Origin of the sequence: Falsiroseomonas sp., assembly GCF_030695085.1 — a bacterium.
In the GTDB taxonomy this organism is placed as follows: Bacteria; Pseudomonadota; Alphaproteobacteria; order Acetobacterales; family Acetobacteraceae; genus Falsiroseomonas.
Window position 1 is genome coordinate 11,973 of the sequence record NZ_JAUYTS010000008.1, and the last position, 17,512, is coordinate 29,484.

Sequence of the window (17,512 nt, forward strand, 5' to 3'; positions counted from 1 at the left end):
TATCGGTAATCCGGGGCGCCGACCGGCACCTGGCCGCGGCCTTTCCGGGGGGCGGCATCATTATTTTGCACAAATCGCGGTGAGGGGGTTGAAATCCGGGTGGCCTGTAAGCATGTCGCCGCCTGATCCGGGCCCCTCTGGCGGCTCGGGCGGCTCCTGGCGCCTCGTCAGTTGTCGCCCCCGCGATGTCGGATCGCCAGAGCCTGCCACGACCCCGGCCCGGATCGTGACACCCGCGCCGGGGTGCCCCCAGTGAAGCCACGTGAACCCGTCCCGCAAGGGCGACGGCTTCCGCATGACCCGGAGCGACTGTTTCATGGATTTTCTATTGCTGGATTGGGTCGGGAAACCGGTCTGGATGTGGCTGGGCTTCCTCGCCATCGTTCTCGCCCTGCTGGCCTTCGATCTCGGCGTCCTCAACAAGAAGGACAAGGAGATGGGCATCAGCGAGAGCCTCTGGCTCTCGGTTTTCTACATCACCTTTGCCGTTCTGTATGGCGCTGCCATCTGGTGGGCCTATGAGGCCGGGCACATCACGACCGAAGACGGCACCCATGCCGGCGTGACCTTCTTCACCGGCTTCTTCATCGAGAAGGCACTGTCGATCGACAATGTCTTCGTCATCAGCCTGATCTTCGGCTTCTTCGCCATCCCCCGCAAATACCAGTACCGCGCCCTGCTCTGGGGCATCCTGGCCGTCATCGTGCTGCGCGGCCTGATGATCGGCATCGGCGCGGCGCTGGTGCAGGAATATGACTGGCTGCTGTTCATCTTCGGCGCCTTCCTGATCGGCACCGGCATCAAGATGATGGTGGTGCCGGAAGGCGATGCCGACATCTCCAAGAACCCCGTGGTGCGCTTCCTGAAGCGCCACATGCGGGTCTCGGACCAGCTGCACGACCAGAAGTTCTTCATCCGCAAGCCGGACCCGAAGACCGGCAAGATCGTCGTTTGGGCGACGCCGCTGTTCCTGGCGCTGGTGGTCATCAACCTGGCCGACCTGGTCTTCGCGGTGGACAGCGTGCCGGCGATCTTCGCCATCACGACGGACACCTTCATCGTCTACACCGCGAACATCATGGCCATCCTCGGCCTGCGCGCCCTGTACTTCGCGCTGTCGGCCATGGTGCACCGCTTCCACTACCTGAAGTATGCGCTGGCCATGGTGCTGGTGTTCATCGGCGCGAAGATTTTCTGGAACCAGATCTTCGGCAAGGTGGACCCGGCGATTTCGCTCGGCGTCACCGCCGCGCTGATCGCGGGCGGCGTGTTCTACTCCCTGTGGAAGACCCGCAACGAGCCGCCGGTGGACAATGCGCTGGAGGCCGAGAAGGCCGCGATCGAGCGCGCCGGCTGATACCAGATCCTACGGATCGTGCCCGATCCGTAGGATCTGGAATGACAGAAAAAGGGCCGGCACCCCTGCGGGTGCCGGCCCTTCCCGTCAGTCTGCCAATCAGATCTTGGCCGTCAGCTTCTTCGCGATCTCGAACATCTCCTCCGGCGCGTAGTCCGGCGTGAAGGCGGAGGGCACGCCGACCAGCTGGTGGATCTTGCCACCCTCCGGCATGCCGGCCACGACTTCCAGTTCGCCCGGCGGATCGCCCGGCAGCGCCGTCTCGCCATTGCCCCAGATCGACGCCATCTCGGCGTAGTCATTCGGGCTGAAGCGATACAGGCGGCGGTGCGAACCCTCCGCCAGGTATTTCTGGCTCTCCGGGATGTTGCTCAGGTTGATGTTCGGCGTCGGCAGCATCTTGTGGATGTCGACGCCCGTCAGCTGCTGCAACGCCAGCCCATAGGCATGGGCATGCACGGACCCGCGCACCAGCAGGTAGCCGCAAACCTCCCGCGCGGTCGGGTCCTTCACGGTCTCATACACCCGCAGCTTGTGCAGCCGCGCGCCGCATTCCAGGTGGAAATTGTGCAGCAGATCGATCACCACATTGCCCGTGGTGGTCACCATGTCGGCGTTCCAGGACATGGAATTGCTGTTCACCGGCATGGAGCCGCCGCCATGGGAGGCGAAGCTGGCGAAGGACCGGATGTCCTTCATGTCGGCAAACGGCGCGCCGGTGATGTCGCCGCCATCGCCGGTATCATCACCCTCGCTGTCCGGACCGTTGTTCAGCATGGCGACGCCATTGCTGACCAGCTCGACATGGCCCAGCTCCTCCGCCGTGATGCTGGCGACCAGGCTGTAGAAGGGGCGCAGCTTGGCCTTGCTGCGGAAGTTGAAGCTCTGGAACAGGTAGTTCCCGAGGGTGGACATCTCGCCATACTTGCCGCCGAGCAGTTCCTGCAGGGCGGCCGCCTCGTTGGGGTCCTGCCGCTTGGGCGGCGGCAATTCGGTCTGCAGCTTGTCGATGCGCAGGAACATGGGTGCTCTCCCGTCAGGTATACGGGACGAACGGCATCCGCGGCTTGCAGTTCTTTGCGAGGTCAGGTGGATCGGCGCGGCGCGTCACCCGCGCGCGTCACCTGTCCGTGGTGACACGCGCGGGTGCATCAGGCAGCCCCCGCCAAGGCATCCATGCGGATGGTCCGCTCAGGCATCCATGCGGATGGTCCGTTCAGGCATCCATGCGGATGCCAAGGCGCCGGATCATCCCGCCCCAGCGGTCCGTCTCCTCCGCCAGGAAGGCGGCAGCCTCGTCCGGGCCGGTGGCCATCACCTCGAAGCCCGCAGTCTCCAGCCGCTGGCGCCCGGCCGGCTCGCGCAGGCCCTTCTGCGCCTCGGCCGCCAGCCGGGCGATGCGCTCGGGTGGCGTATTGGCCGGCGCCACCATGATCTGCCAGCCATAGGATTCCGCATTCGCCATGCCCTGCTCGGCCAGCGTCGGCACATCCGGCGTCAGCCGGAAGCGGTCCTTGGACGTGACGGCCAGCGCGCGGATGCTGCCATCCCGCACCTGGCCCATCACGGCGGCGGTGGTCACCACCATCGCCTGGATGCGCCCGGCCACCAGGTCCAGCGTCGCATCGGGGAAGCCGCGATAGGGCACATGCAGCATCTCCAGCCCGCCGGCCTTGGCCATCAGGTCGATCATGCCGAGATGCCCGCCTGAGCCGGGCCCGACCGAGCCGAAGGCCAGCTTGCCCGGATTGGCCTTCACATGCGCCACGAAGCTGGCCAGGTCGGTGGCCGGCAGGTCCTTGTTAACCACCAGGAATTGCGGCCCGCGCACCAGCAGCGACACCGCCTTCAGGTCGCGCACCGGGTCATAGGGCAGGTTGGCGAACAGCGCCGGCGCGGTGGAGAGCGGGCCGTTGATCGACAGGCCGATGGTGTGGCCATCCGTCGCCTTGGCCACCGCATCCGTGCCGATATTGCCGCCCGCCCCGGCGCGGTTTTCCACCACCACCGGCTGGCCGAGCGCGGTCGCCAGATGCGCGGTCACGACACGTCCGGTCAGGTCCGGGCTGGAGCCTGCCGGGAACGGCACGATGAAGCGCACCGGCCGCTCCGGCCAGCTGGATTGCGCGCGCGCGGACAGGATGGGGGCGGTGGCGAGGCTGGCGGCCATCAGGCCGCGGCGGGTCAGGGTCATGGCGGGATCCTCAGGATTTATTGGGGCGCAGAATGCCCGTTGCATGCGCGGGCGAAAAGACCTCAGAGATCGGCGTACCTCAGAGACCGGCCCAACTCAGAGACCGCCCTATCTCAGAGACCGGCGTAGCGGCTTCCGGCATGGATGAAGCCATGTGCCGGGAAGACGGTGTTGCCCAAGGCATTGATCGGCGGATACCAGACCCGCACCCGCGACCAGTCGTTGCGCGGGGAGACATCGACCACGCGCTGGCCTGTCAGGATCCGCCCGCGTGCCGCGCCGGTCGCCCAATTGGCATGGTCCACCAGGATCTCGCGGCTGCCGAGCACGCGGGCAACGACGGCGACATGGCCGGCCTGCATCCGCGGCGTGCGGCCGATGACCAGCACGCTGCCTGCCCGCGGTGCGGCGCCGCGGTCATAGCGCCCGGCCGCCGCATCCCACCATTGCCAGGCATCGCCGGACAGCCCGATGCCGGACCGCGCGCGGGCATAGGGCACGCAGGAAATCGGCTCGCCCAGATGCGGCCGCAGCGGCGCCACGGCGGCGCTGCGCCCGCCGCCACAGGCCGCGAGCGTCAGCAACATCAGCATGGCAAGGACGGCCCGCATGGCGTTGAAACTAGCAGAGGCGCCCCGCCAAGGCGAGACGTTACGCCGCCAGCCGCGCCGCCGGCACCGCCCGCATCCGCCCGCCCGGCAGCGCGCCCGGGATCGCCGCCGCGTAATCCGCCGCCGCCAGCAGCGCCGGCCAATCCACCCCGGTGGAAACGCCCATGCGCTGGAACAGCCAGGCGACATCCTCCGTCGCCACATTGCCCGTCGCCCCCGGCGCGAAGGGGCAGCCGCCCAGGCCGCCGGCGGCGCTGTCGAAGACCCGGCACCCGGCCTCCCACGCCGCGGCGCAATTCGCCACGCCCAGGCCGTAGGTGTCATGCCCGTGGAAGGCGAAGCGCGGCCGGCCATCGGCGTCCGGCCAGCTGCGAATGGCCTGGCCGAGCACCCGGCGCACCTGGTCCGGCGCGGCATTGCCGGTGGTGTCGCAGATGCTGATCTCGATGCCCTGGTCCAGCGCCTGCACACGCTCCACCCAATCCAGCGCGTCCTCCTCCGGCACCACGCCCTCGAACGGGCAGTGGAAGGCGCAGGACAGGTTGAAGCGCACCTTCATCCCGGCCGCCACGGCATCCGCCACGATGCCCGACAGATCGAGAAAACTGTCCATCCGGCTGCGGTTCACATTGGCCTTGTTGTGGCTTTCGGTGACGGACATGAAGACGCCGACGCGATGTGCGCCGGCCGCCTTCGCCATCTCGAAGCCCCGCCGGTTCGGCGCCAGCACCGTGCATTCCAGCCCCGGCAGGGCCAGCGCCGCGTCCAGCACCGCCCCCGTATCGGCCATCTGCGGCACCGCCTTCGGGCTGACGAAGGACCCGATTTCCATCCGCCGCAGCCCGGCGGCATGCAGCCGGCGGACCAGCTCGATCTTGGTCTCCGTCGGCACGAAGGGGCCGATGGATTGCAGCCCGTCGCGCGGCGCGACTTCCGAGATCACGGCCTCAATCATCGCGGGACTCCCCAAGCAGCTCACCGAACACATGGTCGTTGTGCGCGCCCACGGCAGGGGCCGTCCAGCGCACCATCTCCCGCGGCGTCACGCCATCGAAGCGGAAGGGGGCGGCGGGGTGCAGCAGGGTGGTGCCCATCAGCGGGTCCTCCACCTCCATCACCGTCTGCCGGGCGCGGAAATGCGGGTCCTCGGCGCAATCGCGAATGTCGTACAGGCGCGAGCAGGGGATGTCCGCGGCCTCCATCACCGCCTCGGCCTCGGCCGCGGGCAGCGTGCGGGTCCAGCGGCCGATCTCGGCATCGATCTCCGCCATATGCGCGCAGCGGCCGCGATTGTCCTGGAAGCGCGGGTCGGCGCCCATTGCGGGGTTGCCGATGACATTGCACAGCCGCTTGAAGATCGGGTCCGAATTGCCACCGATGCAAAGCCACTTCCCATCGGCGCAGAGATAGGTGTTGGTCGGCGCCGCGGTCAGGATGGCGGAACCGGCCGGCTGGCGGATGGCCCCCGTCAGCCCGTATTCCGGCAGCATCCCCTCCATCAGGCTGAACACCGCGCCCACCAGGTCCACATCGATGATGCGGCCGCGCGCCTCCGGGTTGCCCTTGATGCCCCAGCAGGCCGCCGTCACCGCCAGCGCCGCATACATCCCCGCCAGGTCGTCGCTGATGGAAACCCCGCAGCGCGGCGGCGGATGGTCCGTCACGCCCGGCGTCGCCGTCAGGTGGCGCAGCCCGCCCATCGCCTCCCCGATCGAGCCGAAGGCGGGCTTGTCCCGGTACGGACCGTCCTGGCCGTAGCCGGAGACACGGGCGATGACGAGGCGCGGATTGGCCTGGTGCAGCACCTCCGGCCCCAGCCCGATGCGTTCCAGGTAGCCGGGCCGGAAATTCTCCACCAGCGCATCGGCACGGCCCACCAGCTTCAGGATGCGGGCGCGCCCCTCTGCGGATTTCAGGTCCAGCGTGACCGACATCTTGTTGCGGCCATGAATGCTGAACCACACCGGATGGCCATTGTAGCGGCTGCCCCAGCCGCGGATCGGGTCGCCTTCCGGCGGTTCGATCTTGATGACCTCGGCGCCGAGATCGGCCAGCAGCCGCGTGGCGAACGGACCCGCGATATAGTGGCCGAGTTCCACCACCCGGAGGCCTGCCAGCGGCAATCCGCCCCGCGGCATCCCATTCGCCCCATCCATGCCAGCCATCCTCATCAGGTCGCGGGCATGGCTTACGGCAGCACCGGCTTCACGAAAAGGCCACGGGATTCATCCCGGCGGCAACCATCGGGAAACCATTCTGGCTTCATAACGGTCCCGGGGTTGCCGAGCTTCCGCACCCTGTCTCTCCCTCGGGATGCCGGCTGCCTCCCCCCGATCTCGCCGGCATCCGAAACTCGGCGGGGCCTCCTTCAGGGGGGTCCCGCCATTTCTTTGCCGCGCGCGAGGGAAGCTGCCAGGGCGGCGGCGGAGAGCAGCAGGCCCACACCGAACACCGCCGCGTGGCTGTCACCCGTGGCCGCGAACAGGGCGGCCAGGGCAAAGGCCACCGCCGCCTGCGCCACGGCGTAGCAGGCCGTCGCCCGGATCCAGATCACCCCGGCCTGCACCCCCGCCACCTCCCGCGCCGCGGCCAGCGTCACCGCCGTGGCGCCGATGCCGGCAAAGCCACCCAGCGGCGCAGCCAGCAGCAGCGCCGGCCACCAGGGAACCAGCGCCAGCGCCAGCGCCAGCACCTGCACGCCGAGCCAGATCGGCAGCGCCCGCCGCCCGCCGATGCGCCCCGCCACCCGCCCGCCCAGCAGCGTGCCGGCCACCGCGCCGAGGCCGAACAACACCCAGACCAGCGACGCGGCCTCGATCGGCAGACCGCGGCCGCGCACGGCGAGATCCGCCAGATAGACCATCGGCGCCACCATCCCGGCCCCCGAAAGCCCATAGGCCAGCAGCAGCCGCAGCGCCCGCGGCACCGCCTGCGCCACCTCCGCCGCCGCCAGCGCCGGCGGGTTGGGCCAGAAGGGCCGCGCCGCCAGCCACAGCAGGCCGACCGCCACCGCCAGGCCCGCCCAGGCGAAGGCGAGCCCGCCCCACAGCAGCATCGGCACCAGCAGCCCCGCCGCCGCCACGCCGCTGCCGGCGCCCGCCATCACCACGCCGGAGGCCATGCTGCGCCGGGCCGGCGCCACGCTGGCCTGGGCGGCCGGCCCGGCGAGCGCCATCAACACCCCGCCCGCCGCCCCGGCCAGGCCGCGCCACAGCACGAACCACCCGAGCCCGCCCTGCACCGCGCATGCGGCGAAGGCCAGCAGCGCCAGCGCCATGCCGGCATCCAGCGCCCGCGGCACGCCAAGCCGCGCCGCCAGGCCGCGCCCGCCCAGCACCCCGGCCAGATAGCCCGCCAGATTCGCCGCCCCCAGCAGCCCGGCCCCGCCGCCATCCACCCAGCCCGCGCCGACCATGGCCGGGAACAGCGGCACATAGGCGAAGCGGGCCAGGCCGATACCGACAAAGACCGTCGCCGAAGCGGCCAGGGCCGGCCGCCAGAAGCTCATGCCGCCGGCGCAGCCGGGGCAGGCGCCGGGGTGCCCGCCGGCAGCCGCAGCGTCACGCGCAGGCCGGGCGGCGTGCTGCCCGGATTGCTGTCCGCCAGCTCCACCTCCCCGCCATGCAGCGCCACCACGGCACGGACCAGCGACAGGCCGAGGCCGGAGCCCGGGGTGGTGCGCGCCGCATCGGTGCGGAAGAAACGCTCCCCCACCCGGGCGCGGTCCGCCACCGCCAGGCCTGGCCCGTCATCGGCCACGCTGATTTCCACCAGCCCGCCCTGCGACTGCGCATCCAGCGCCACCCGGCCGCCCGCCGGGTTGAATTTCAGCGCATTGTCCAGAAGGTTCGCCACCGCCTGCAACAGCAGGTCGCGGTCCCCCACCATGGTCAGCGTATCGGGCAGCGTGCCGTCCAGGCTCTGCCCGCCGGCTTCCGCCGCGGCGCCATACAACTCCACCACATCGGCCAGCATCGGCACCAGGTCGAAGGGCGCGAAGGCGGCGCGCCGGGCGCCGGCCTCCACCTCCGCGATGCGCAGCACCGCCTTGAAGACGCGGGCGATGTCATCGAGGTCGGTGATGCCCTGTTCCACCGCCGCCCGCAGCGCCGCCTCATCCGCCGCGGCACCCAGGCTTTCCTCCAGCTTGGCGCGGGCGCGGGCGATCGGCGTGCGGAGGTCATGCGCGATGGCGTCGGAAACCCCGCGCACCCCCTCCATCAACTGCGCGATGCGGTCGAGCATGGCGTTCATCGTCATGCCCAGCCGGTCGAATTCATCCTGGCGGTCAGATAGCGGCACGCGGCGGGACAGGTCGCCGCCGCTGATCGCCGCCGCCGTGCCATAGACCGGCGCCAGCCGGTCCTCCAGCGCGCGGCGCAGCAGCCAGGCGCCGAGCACGGCAATCAGCGCGGAGGAGGCGGCGGCCCAGGCGATGCCCTCGCTCAGCAGGGCGCGCAGCCGCAGCTTCTCCGCCACATCGCGGCCGACGAGCAGGCGATAGCCCTGGCCGAGATCCACCCGCAGCAGCCGCGCCTCGCTCTCCCCGCCCTCGCGCTGCAGCGCCATGCGGATCCAGGGCGCATCGGCATCGGCCTCCTCGGGCCAATGCCCCAGATTGCCGGCCAGGATGCGACGATCCGGCGCGACCAGCAGGTACAGCACCTCATTCTGCACATCGAGCGCCTGGCGGTCGGCGATCGCGCTGATGAGGGCGGGCACGCCCGCATCCATCCGCCGCTCGAACAGCGCCACCGCATCGGCGCGGATCGCGGCATCGGTCTGCCGGTCCAGCGCGCCGGCGGTATTCCACCACAGCACCACCGCGGCCGCCGTGGCCGCGGCCGCGAACAGCGCGGTGAACAGCAGCGCGAAGCGGCCCGAGGCGCTCCGCAACAGGCCGATCAGCGGCAGTTCCGCCAGATTGGGTGTCATGCCGGCCAATCCGGCGTCAGGCCTGGGCCCGGATCATGTAGCCGGCATTCCGCACGGTATGGATCAGCGGCCTGTCGAAGCCCTTGTCCAGCTTGTGCCGCAGCCGGCTGACATGCACGTCGATCACGTTGGTCTGCGGGTCGAAATGGTAGTCCCACACCTTCTCCAGCAGCATGGTGCGGGTCACCACCTGGCCGGCATGGCGCATCAGATGCTCCAGCAGGCGGAATTCGCGCGGCTGCACCTCGATCTTCCGGCCGGCGCGGGTCACGGTGCGAGACAGCAGGTCGAGCTCCAGATCGGCCACCTTCAACCGCGTGGTCGGCACCTCGGCGGAGGGGCGGCGGCCCAGCGCCTCCACCCGCGCCAGCAGCTCGGCGAAGGCGAAGGGTTTTGTGAGATAGTCGTCGCCGCCCGCTTTCAGGCCCTTTACTCGTTCATCCACCGCCGTCAGGGCGGACAGGAACAGCACGGGGCAGCGATTGCCCTGGCCGCGCAGGGTTTCCACCAGCCGCACGCCATCCACACCGCCGGGTAGCATGCGGTCCAGCACCAGCACGTCGAAGCCCTCGGAGGCCGCCAGGAACAGGCCGTCCCGGCCATTGGCGGCGTGCTCCACCGTATGCCCGGCCTCCTGAAGCCCCTTCTTCACGAAACGGGCGACTTCGGCGTCGTCCTCCACCAGCAGGATCCGCATGGGTGTTCCAATGCAATGCGCGAGAGTGTCACGATAGGGCGGGATGCCGCACCGCGTCACCTGCCGCCGGATGCGGATCAGGCATGGCCCGGCCGCGGCACCCCTATATCACCCCCGCGTCACCCCGGTATCACCCTTGGGGCTGCGCCGGCCGCCGCCCGACCTGCACCGGCAATTCCATCGGCCGCCCATTGCGCAGGATGGAAAGCCGCACCGTCTGCCCGGGCGGCACCGCGGCGATGCCGCGCACCAGCGCCCGGCTGGTATCCACCGCCGTGCCGTTGATGGCCAGCACCTGGTCACCCTGCCGCAACCCGGCCCGCGACGCCGGGCTGCCGCGCTCCACCCCCGCCACCAGCACGCCGCCCGCCGCCGCCGCGCCGCGGCGCAGCCCGCCCGGCTCCGCCGAATCGGCGTCCTGCACGGAAACCCCGAGCCAGCCGCGCTCCACCCTTCCGCTGCTGCGAAGCTGGTCGATCACGCCGCGCGCCAGGTCCGACGGCACCGCGAAGCCGATGCCGGCCGAGGCGCCGGAGGGGGAATAGATGGCCGTGTTGATGCCGATGACCTCGCCCGCCATGTTGAACAGCGGCCCGCCGGAATTGCCCGGATTGATCGGCGCATCCGTCTGGATGAAGTCGTCGAACGGCCCCGCCCCGATCTCCCGCCCCCGCGCCGAGACGATGCCGGAGGTGATGGACCCGCCGAGGCCGAAGGGGTTGCCCGCCGCCAGCACCCAATTGCCCACCCGCAGCGCGGCGGAGCTGCCCCAGCCGAGCGCCGGCAGCGTGCCGCGCGCCTCGATCCGCAGCAGGGCCAGGTCGGTCAGCTCATCCATGCCGACCAGGCGGGCCGGATACTCCTGGCCATTCTGGAAGGTCACCTGCACCCGGCTGGCATTGCCGATGACGTGGTTGTTGGTGACCAGCAGGCCGGAGGGATCGATGACGAAGCCCGACCCCGCCCCCATCACCTGCTGGCCGCGGCCGCGCAGCCTTTCGCGGAAATACCGCTCGAAGGGCGTGCCGCGCAGTTCCGCCGGAACCTCCGTCCGCGCCTCGGAGGTGACGGAGATGCTGACCACGGCCGGCAGCACACGTTCCGCCAGATCGGCGAAATCGGGCAGGGCCAGCAGCGCACCCCGCTGCGCCTGGGCGGGCGGCGCGGCGCAGCCGAACAGCGGCAGCAGGGCAAGGCCGGCAAAGGCGCGGCGGGGAAGCGCGTGGGACATGCGGACTCCGAGGCAAGGGGGCGCGGGTAAACCGGCATATGGTTTGCCGCCAAGCGGGCGCCATGCCGTGCGGCAGGTCAAGGGTTTCGCGGCGGCGGCGCTTCCGCCACCCAGGGTTCCTCCGGCCAGGGGTGGCGCGGGTAGCGGCCGCGCATGTCGCGCCGCACATCGGCCCAGGCGCCGCGCCAGAAGCCGGCGAGATCGCCGGTGATCGCCACCGGCCGCTGCGCCGGGGACAGCAGCGCCACCTGCAACGGCACCCGGCCGCCAGCCAGCGGCGGCAGCCGTTCCAGCCCGAACAGATGCTGCGCGCGGGCTTCCAGCGTCGGCACGTCCCGGTCGTAGTCGATGGCCGCCGACCGGCCAGCAGGCAGATCGAGCCGCGCCGGCAGCGCGGTATCGAGCCGCCGCTGCTGGTCCCATGGCAGCATGCCGCGCAGCACGGCCACCATGTCGAGCGCCTTCGCCTCCGCCAGCTTGGTGCGGCCATGCAGATGCGGCGCCAGCCAATCGGCGGCGGTCGCGGCCAAAGCGGGGTCGGTCAGGTCGGGCCAGGCCTCGCCCTCCGCTTGGCGCATCCAGCCGATGCGAGCGCGCAGCTGCTTCGCGGCATTGGACCAGTCGAGGTCGCGCAGCCCGCGTTCCGCCACGGCTGCGGCCAAAGCGGTGGCGATGGCGGCGGGGTCGGCGCTGGGCTGCGCGTGATCCTCCAGCACCAGCGGGCCGAACATCAGGCGGCGGCGGGCCAGCACGGCGCCGGCGCGGGCATCGAAGGCGGCACCCTCCACCCAGCGCAGCCGGTCCGGGAAGCGGGCTTCCAATGCGGCGCGATCCAGGGGGGCTGCCATGCGGATGCGCGCCTCCGTTCCCTGCAATTCCAGATCCGCCACGGCCAGCAGCGGCGCGCGGGACAGCGGATCGGTCGCGCCAAGGCGTGCGCCCTGCCCGGATGCCAGCCGGAAGGCGCCATCCATGCTGCCGCGCTTGGCCGCGATGCGGTCCGGGAATCCCGCCGCCAGCAGCGGCCCGGCGGCACCCCCCGGCAGCGCCGAGCCATGCAGCTTCAGCCGCCGCCGGTGCAGCGCGCCGGCGCGGCGGATGCGCTGGATGGTCGGGCGGTCCGCATCCCGGTGATCGCCGCCATGCAGCAATTCGAGGCGCAGATTGATGTCGGAGGGCTGGTCCCGCCCCCGGATCGGGTCGCGTTCCTCCAGCAGCGCGGCGAGGTCGGCGGCCAGCGCCTTCTCCCCCTCATCCACCGCCGCCAGCAGCATCCGCGCCAGCCTGGGATGCGTGCCCATCCGCGCCATGCCGCGGCCCATGGCGGTGATGCGCCCGGCGCCATCCAGCGCATCCAGATCCGCCAGCAACGCCCGCGCCGCGGCCAGCGCGCCGGCCGGTGGCGCGTCGAGGAAGGGCAGGTCGGCGGGTGCGGCGCCCCAGGCGGCGCAATCGAGCGCCAGGCCGGACAGCTCCGCCTCCAGGATTTCGGGCCGGTCCTGCAGCGGCAGGCCACGATGCAGCGCCTCCGACCACAGGCGGATCGCCACCCCCGGCGCGGTGCGCCCGGCGCGACCGGCGCGCTGATCCGCCGCCGCCCGGCTGATCCGCACGGTGGCCAGCCGCGCGAGGCCCGAGGCCGGGTCCAGCCGCGGCGTGCGCCGGAAACCGCCATCCACCACGATCCGCACGCCGGGCACGGTGAGGGAGGTCTCGGCGATGGAGGTCGCCAGCACGACCTTGCGGCGGTCGGAGGGGTTCAGCGCCCGGTCCTGCTCGGCCGGCGGCATCTCGCCGTGCAAGGGCAGGATTTCGGCGTCGATGCCCGAAAGCCGTTCGGCGGTGCGGCGGATCTCGCCCCAGCCGGGCAGGAAGGCCAGCACATCGCCGGGATGGGCGCGCAGGGCATCGCGGATGGCGCCTGCCATGGCCTCCGGCAGGTCCCGCGCCTCCTTCAGGTCGCGCAGCCGGTGTTCCACCTGCACCGGCCAGGCGCGGCCGAGGCTTTCGATCAGCGGGCAATCGCCCAGCAGCCCGACAAACTGGGACACGTCCAGCGTGGCGGACATCGCCAGCAGCCGCAGCTCGGGCCGCAGCGCGCGCTGCATGTCGAGGCAGAAAGCGAGCGCCAGGTCGGTGTCCAGGTTGCGCTCATGCGCCTCGTCGAACAGCACGGCGGCGACGCCATCGAGGCCCGGGTCGGATTGCAGCCGGCGCACCAGCAATCCTTCCGTCACCACCTCCACCCGGGTGCGGTCCGAGACCATGCGATCGAGCCGCGTCGCGAGGCCGATAGTGCCGCCGGGCTGGCCCTCCCCGATCAGATCCGCCATGCGGCGGGCGGCGGCGCGGGCGGCGACGCGGCGCGGCTCCAGCACCAGGATTTTGCCAACTGCCCAGGGTTCCTGCATCAGCGCGAGCGGCGCCAGCGTGGTCTTGCCGGCGCCGGGTGGCGCGACCAGCACGGCGTTGGAGCCTGCGCGCAGCGCCGCCGTCAGGCGCGGCAGGGCTTCGGTGACGGGCAGTTCGGGCAGCATCATCGGCGCTGCCTACGCCGGCCTGCACCGGATGTCACATGCACCGATTGCCGGGGCCGTCCGCGCCACCTAGCGTCGGCCGAACCCCGGCCAAGGACCGCACCCGATGAAGCTGCCCAGCCACAGCCGCTACGCCCCCAGCGCCATCCCCAGCCGCCCGACCTATCACTGGCCGAATGGCGCCAGCCTGGCCGTGGTGGTCTGCAACAACATCGAGCACTTCGCCTACCGCGCGGGCCTGGGCAGCGACAGCGCGCAGCCCAACGCGCCGCAATCCTTCCGCAACTACGCCTGGCGCGACTACGGCAACCGCGTCGGCCTGTGGAACATGCTGGAGATGCTGGACGAGCTGGAGATCCCCAGCGCCCACAACGTCAACAGCGCGGCGCTGGACTATATGCCGGAGATCACGGCGGCGCTGCGCAAGCGCGGCGACGAATTCATCGGCCATGGCCGCAGCAATGCCGAACGTCAGGACATTCTGTGGGAGGAGGATGAACGCCGCCTGATCATCGAAACCCGTGATGCCATCACACGCCACGCCGGCACCGCACCGAAGGGCTGGCTCGGGCCGTATCTGGCGCAGAGCAGTGCGACGCTCGACCTGCTGCGGGAGGAAGGCTTCACCTACATGATGGACCTGCCGGCGGATGACCAACCGTTCTGGATGGCGACGCGCGCCGGGCCGATCCTGTCCGTGCCCTATTCGATCGAGCTGAACGACAGCCCGGCGATGGTGTTCCGCCAGCATACGGGCCGCGAATTCGCCGACATGATCGTCGACCAGTTCGACGAGATGCTGGAACAATCGACACGGCGCCCGCTGGTCTGCAGCATCGTGCTGCACACCTTCGTCGTCGGCCAGCCCTTCCGCCTGCGCCCGCTGCGCGCCGCGCTGCGCCACATCCTGAACCACCGCGACCGCATCTGGCTGTGCCGGCCGGGGGAACTTGCGGCGCATGTCGCCGGGCTGCCGCGCGGCGTGGTGCCGGGGTCCGAGATGCTGGCGGATCAGAGCTGATTTTTGGACAGTATTTCGGCCTCGGCGATGAATTGGAAGCGATCGCCGTGGTAGCGCACGAAGCCGCATAGCGCCGGCACGCCGGAGACCAGGCGATAGACATGTTCGCTTTCCAGCAAAGGCGTTCCGCGCTTCACATTCAGCAGCCGGGCGATCCGCGCATCGGCCGGCACGCTGCGGACGATCAGGCGCATGCGGTCCGGCGTCTCGCCGATCGCGGCGCGCAGCAGGGCATGGACCGGATGGCGCTCCAGCATCCGCGTGGTGATCCGGCGCGCGAAGCCGGCGGGCAGGTAGCGCAGTTCATGGGCGAAGACCTCCCCATCCAGCAGGCGCAGGCGTTCCACCACCTCCACCTCCGCGCCCTCCGGCAGCGACAGCGCCTGGCGGATCTCGGGTGACGCCAGCAGGGTGTGGCGATCCAGCAAGGCGAAGGAGGTGCGCTTGCGGGCGTTGCGCGACTGATGCTCGAAGGCGAGGCTGAGATTATGGTCCAGCCGCCGCGGCGCGACGAAGGTGCCGCGCCCCCGCCCGCGCGTGATCAGGCCAAGGCTGGCGAGCTGCGCCATCGCCTGGCGCACGGTGGGCCGGCTGATCCGGAAATGCGCCATGCACTCCGATTCGGTGGGCAGGGATTGCCCGACCAGCGCATCCTGCCCCTGCGCGAGAAGCGTGACGAAGCGTTCGGCGAGTTGCCTGTAGAGCGGCACGGCACTGGCCGGATTCAGCGGCGCGATCCGGCCCAGCGCGAAGGCGCGCGTGGTGCCGCGGGTTCCGGCAGGCGTCGGCATGGCAGGAAGGTTCGGCGCTTTGCCCATGGCCCGGCGGGTGGAAGGGGTCACTGGGATGGGCTCCTGCGGCGTCGCCTGAATAACAATAGGCGCGGCCATGCGCCGGGGGAAGATGCTTCGTGGAATTCGGGGGCCACACATCAAATGTCAGCATAATAGATTCATGATTGGCTTCGTGGCGCGCAGCGCGGATTACTAAAAGATATCCATTCTCAAAAATCACGCTGCATCAAGGCGTCATTCGATTCGGTGATCCGACCCATGCGTGCGGTTTGTGGCGGCTGCGGCGGCGTCTCAGACACAACGTGCGCGGATGAAGGCGGCGAGATCGGCATCGAAGCGCGCCGGTTCCTCAAGAAACGGTGCGTGGCCGCTTTGCTCATACAGGCGCAGTTGCGCGCCCGGCAGAAGCTGCGCGATGTGCCGGCCCGCCGCCGGCAGCAGCACCTGGTCCTGACCGCCATGGATCACCAGCGCCGGCACATCGAGCTTCGGCAGCAGATCGTCATGGTCCACCTGCCAGCCCATCATCGCACCGCGCACCGCGGGCGGCGTCATGCCGTTGGTGAAGTCCAGCAAGCGTTGCAGATCGGCCGGCAGCGGGGCGGCGGTGCAGGCCTGGATGAAGCGCAGCGTGGCATCCGCCGCCACCGCCATGTCGGCGGAGGCCATTTCCGCCTGGATCGGGCCGGTGCTGCCGCGGAAGCGCGCGGCGTCCGGCACGCCGCCCTTGCTGATGGCACCGACGAAAACCAGCCCGCCCAATTCCGCCACGCCATGCCGCCGCGCCACCGCGCCCAGGATGCGTCCGCCGAAGGACCAGCCGACCAGCACCGGCCGATGCAACTCCAGCGCGGCGATCACCGCCGCCACGTCATCCGCCCAGAGATCGGCGCTGCGATAGGCCTCGGCCTCCGCAGGCTTTTCGGAATGGCCATGGCCGCGCAGGTCGAAGGCGACCAGGCGGAAATCCCGCGCCAGCGCGCCGGTGAACTGCCGCGTCCAGCACAGCGCGGCCTGGGAGAAGCCGTGGATGAACAGGATCGGCGGGCCATCCGCGCGGCCGCCCTCCACCACCGCCAGCTTCACGCCGCCCGCCCCGGTGACACAGCGTGTGGTGGCGCCGCCCAGCCAGTCAGACATGCGCGGGCACCAATGCCGCCGAGGGAATCTCGTCGCCCAGCAATTCCGGGTCCGCATAGTCGCGCACCGCCGCCAGGTGATGCGCGGCATCCTCGACGAACAGCGATCGCGCGATCGCCTCCGCCAGCCGCCGCGCGCCGTCGCCGACGCCGGGGATGTCGCCGCTGATCAGGCCGAGGCTGGCGATGGCGCCGATGGCGAAGGCGTGCACCCGCTCGATCCAGGGCAGCGCGCCGCCATCGCGCTGCTGGAATTCGAAGCCCGGGCCGAGATAGGGATACAGCGCGAATTCGCCGAGCCCACCCGGCGGTTGCAGCACGTCCGACCACAGCTTCACCCGGGGCGCCAGCTCCGCCAGCTCCGGCCGCAACGACAAATCGATGGCGAAGCCGGTGCCGAGGATCAGCATGGCCACGCGCATCCGTTCCTGCGGCAGGCGCAGCGTGACGCCATCGGCATCCTCCGCCACGGACAGTACGGGGGTTTCCAGGCGCAGGCGGAAGCCAGGATGGCGGGCCAGGCGCTGCAGCGATTCGCGCGGCGGCGCCACGGCGCCTTCGAAGGCCGCCTTCAGCACCTCCAGCCGCGCGGCATCATCGAGGCCCGGCAGGCCGTGGGTGAAGCCGGCATGCACCATGGATTTGAAGCGGTTCAGCACCGGCAGCGCGGCGCGGCGCACCAGCAGATGCACCTCCGCCGCGCCATGCTCCAGCGCCGTCGCGGCATTGTCCACGGCCGAGGCGCTGGCGCCCACCACCGCGACGCGCTGCCCGGCCAGCGCCGTGAAATCCACCGCATCGCGGCTGTGGCGGATGCGCGGGCCGGGATTGGCCGGCACCCAATCCGGCAGGCGCGGCCCGCCCAGCCCGTCGCGCCCGGTGGCCAGCACCAGGCGGCGCGCCAGCACCACGCCGGCACCCTCCGTCTCCACCGCCACCAGCCCGTCCCGGCCACGGCGGATGCGCGTGGCGGTGACGCCGTTGGTGACCGGCAGC

General features: G+C 70.8%; 15 protein-coding genes. 2 read left to right on the top strand and 13 right to left on the bottom strand.

All coding sequences use genetic code 11. The features are described from left to right. Positions 1 to 316 precede the first annotated feature (316 nt). Positions 317 to 1,357 (top strand): TerC family protein, encoded by a 1,041-nt coding sequence (locus Q8S40_RS00730; RefSeq protein ID WP_305668900.1) that lies wholly within the window; start codon positions 317 to 319, stop codon positions 1,355 to 1,357. A 99-nt stretch (positions 1,358 to 1,456) separates the two neighbouring features. Here the strand turns inward: Q8S40_RS00730 and Q8S40_RS00735 are convergent, their stop codons facing one another. The 10 genes from Q8S40_RS00735 to hrpB all read right to left on the bottom strand — a co-directional run bounded on the left by Q8S40_RS00735 (position 1,457) and on the right by hrpB (position 13,562). Beyond that, positions 1,457 to 2,380, bottom strand: a complete 924-nt coding sequence (locus Q8S40_RS00735; RefSeq protein WP_304814217.1) for a manganese catalase family protein — start codon at positions 2,378 to 2,380, stop codon at positions 1,457 to 1,459. 193 nt (positions 2,381 to 2,573) lie between these two features. Next, positions 2,574 to 3,551, bottom strand: coding sequence for a tripartite tricarboxylate transporter substrate binding protein (locus tag Q8S40_RS00740; protein ID WP_305668901.1), 978 nt, complete (start codon positions 3,549 to 3,551; stop codon positions 2,574 to 2,576). Positions 3,552 to 3,664: 113 nt separating this feature from the next. Further along, the gene (locus Q8S40_RS00745; protein WP_305668902.1) at positions 3,665 to 4,162 is read right to left on the bottom strand and encodes a CHAP domain-containing protein; all 498 of its coding nucleotides are present in this window, start codon (positions 4,160 to 4,162) and stop codon (positions 3,665 to 3,667) included. A 40-nt stretch (positions 4,163 to 4,202) separates the two neighbouring features. Then, positions 4,203 to 5,117, bottom strand: coding sequence for a hydroxymethylglutaryl-CoA lyase (locus Q8S40_RS00750; protein WP_304814220.1), 915 nt, complete (start codon positions 5,115 to 5,117; stop codon positions 4,203 to 4,205). Then, positions 5,110 to 6,318 carry a CaiB/BaiF CoA-transferase family protein gene (locus Q8S40_RS00755; protein WP_305668903.1) on the bottom strand — a complete coding sequence of 403 codons (1,209 nt, stop codon included), beginning with the start codon at positions 6,316 to 6,318 and terminating at the stop codon, positions 5,110 to 5,112. Before Q8S40_RS00755 ends, Q8S40_RS00750 begins: the two co-directional genes overlap by 8 nt. A 212-nt stretch (positions 6,319 to 6,530) precedes the next feature. Continuing rightward, on the bottom strand, positions 6,531 to 7,670 hold the full coding sequence (locus Q8S40_RS00760; RefSeq protein WP_305668904.1) for a YbfB/YjiJ family MFS transporter: 1,140 nt from the start codon (positions 7,668 to 7,670) through the stop codon (positions 6,531 to 6,533). Next, entirely contained in the window at positions 7,667 to 9,097 is a 1,431-nt protein-coding gene (locus tag Q8S40_RS00765; RefSeq protein WP_304814223.1) for an ATP-binding protein, read from the bottom strand. Before Q8S40_RS00765 ends, Q8S40_RS00760 begins: the two co-directional genes overlap by 4 nt. Before the next feature lie 16 nt (positions 9,098 to 9,113). Next, positions 9,114 to 9,794 carry a response regulator transcription factor gene (locus Q8S40_RS00770; protein WP_305668905.1) on the bottom strand — a complete coding sequence of 227 codons (681 nt, stop codon included), beginning with the start codon at positions 9,792 to 9,794 and terminating at the stop codon, positions 9,114 to 9,116. A 130-nt stretch (positions 9,795 to 9,924) separates the two neighbouring features. After that, positions 9,925 to 11,025: a trypsin-like peptidase domain-containing protein gene (locus Q8S40_RS00775; RefSeq protein WP_304814225.1), complete on the bottom strand. Its 1,101-nt coding sequence runs from the start codon at positions 11,023 to 11,025 to the stop codon at positions 9,925 to 9,927. A gap of 77 nt (positions 11,026 to 11,102) precedes the next feature. After that, positions 11,103 to 13,562 (bottom strand): ATP-dependent helicase HrpB, encoded by a 2,460-nt coding sequence (gene hrpB / locus Q8S40_RS00780; RefSeq protein ID WP_305668909.1) that lies wholly within the window; start codon positions 13,560 to 13,562, stop codon positions 11,103 to 11,105. A 106-nt stretch (positions 13,563 to 13,668) separates the two neighbouring features. Between hrpB and Q8S40_RS00785 the strand changes: the two genes are divergently transcribed. Continuing rightward, positions 13,669 to 14,583, top strand: coding sequence for a polysaccharide deacetylase family protein (locus tag Q8S40_RS00785; protein WP_305668906.1), 915 nt, complete (start codon positions 13,669 to 13,671; stop codon positions 14,581 to 14,583). Here Q8S40_RS00785 and Q8S40_RS00790 read toward each other — a convergent pair. From Q8S40_RS00790 to Q8S40_RS00800, 3 genes are all read right to left on the bottom strand, one after another. Then, positions 14,574 to 15,374 (bottom strand): GntR family transcriptional regulator, encoded by an 801-nt coding sequence (locus Q8S40_RS00790; RefSeq protein WP_304814227.1) that lies wholly within the window; start codon positions 15,372 to 15,374, stop codon positions 14,574 to 14,576. The genes Q8S40_RS00785 and Q8S40_RS00790 overlap by 10 nt on opposite strands. A 294-nt stretch (positions 15,375 to 15,668) precedes the next feature. After that, complete coding sequence (locus tag Q8S40_RS00795; RefSeq protein WP_305668907.1) at positions 15,669 to 16,517, bottom strand: alpha/beta fold hydrolase; 849 nt, start codon at positions 16,515 to 16,517, stop codon at positions 15,669 to 15,671. Beyond that, positions 16,510 to 17,512: NAD(P)-binding domain-containing protein (locus Q8S40_RS00800; RefSeq protein WP_305668908.1), on the bottom strand; the 1,003-nt coding region annotated here is incomplete at its 5' end. The genes Q8S40_RS00795 and Q8S40_RS00800, both read right to left, overlap by 8 nt.

Coding starts and splice junctions, on each gene's coding strand:
- Q8S40_RS00745 (WP_305668902.1), bottom strand. CDS start 4,162: ATGCGGGCCGTCCTTGCCATGCTGATGTTGCTGACGCTCGCGGCCTGT.
- Q8S40_RS00785 (WP_305668906.1), top strand. CDS start 13,669: ATGAAGCTGCCCAGCCACAGCCGCTACGCCCCCAGCGCCATCCCCAGC.
- Q8S40_RS00795 (WP_305668907.1), bottom strand. CDS start 16,517: ATGTCTGACTGGCTGGGCGGCGCCACCACACGCTGTGTCACCGGGGCG.
- hrpB (WP_305668909.1), bottom strand. CDS start 13,562: ATGCTGCCCGAACTGCCCGTCACCGAAGCCCTGCCGCGCCTGACGGCG.
- Q8S40_RS00755 (WP_305668903.1), bottom strand. CDS start 6,318: ATGGATGGGGCGAATGGGATGCCGCGGGGCGGATTGCCGCTGGCAGGC.
- Q8S40_RS00735 (WP_304814217.1), bottom strand. CDS start 2,380: ATGTTCCTGCGCATCGACAAGCTGCAGACCGAATTGCCGCCGCCCAAG.
- Q8S40_RS00770 (WP_305668905.1), bottom strand. CDS start 9,794: ATGCGGATCCTGCTGGTGGAGGACGACGCCGAAGTCGCCCGTTTCGTG.
- Q8S40_RS00765 (WP_304814223.1), bottom strand. CDS start 9,097: ATGACACCCAATCTGGCGGAACTGCCGCTGATCGGCCTGTTGCGGAGC.
- Q8S40_RS00760 (WP_305668904.1), bottom strand. CDS start 7,670: ATGAGCTTCTGGCGGCCGGCCCTGGCCGCTTCGGCGACGGTCTTTGTC.
- Q8S40_RS00740 (WP_305668901.1), bottom strand. CDS start 3,551: ATGACCCTGACCCGCCGCGGCCTGATGGCCGCCAGCCTCGCCACCGCC.
- Q8S40_RS00750 (WP_304814220.1), bottom strand. CDS start 5,117: ATGATTGAGGCCGTGATCTCGGAAGTCGCGCCGCGCGACGGGCTGCAA.
- Q8S40_RS00730 (WP_305668900.1), top strand. CDS start 317: ATGGATTTTCTATTGCTGGATTGGGTCGGGAAACCGGTCTGGATGTGG.
- Q8S40_RS00790 (WP_304814227.1), bottom strand. CDS start 15,374: ATGCCGACGCCTGCCGGAACCCGCGGCACCACGCGCGCCTTCGCGCTG.
- Q8S40_RS00775 (WP_304814225.1), bottom strand. CDS start 11,025: ATGTCCCACGCGCTTCCCCGCCGCGCCTTTGCCGGCCTTGCCCTGCTG.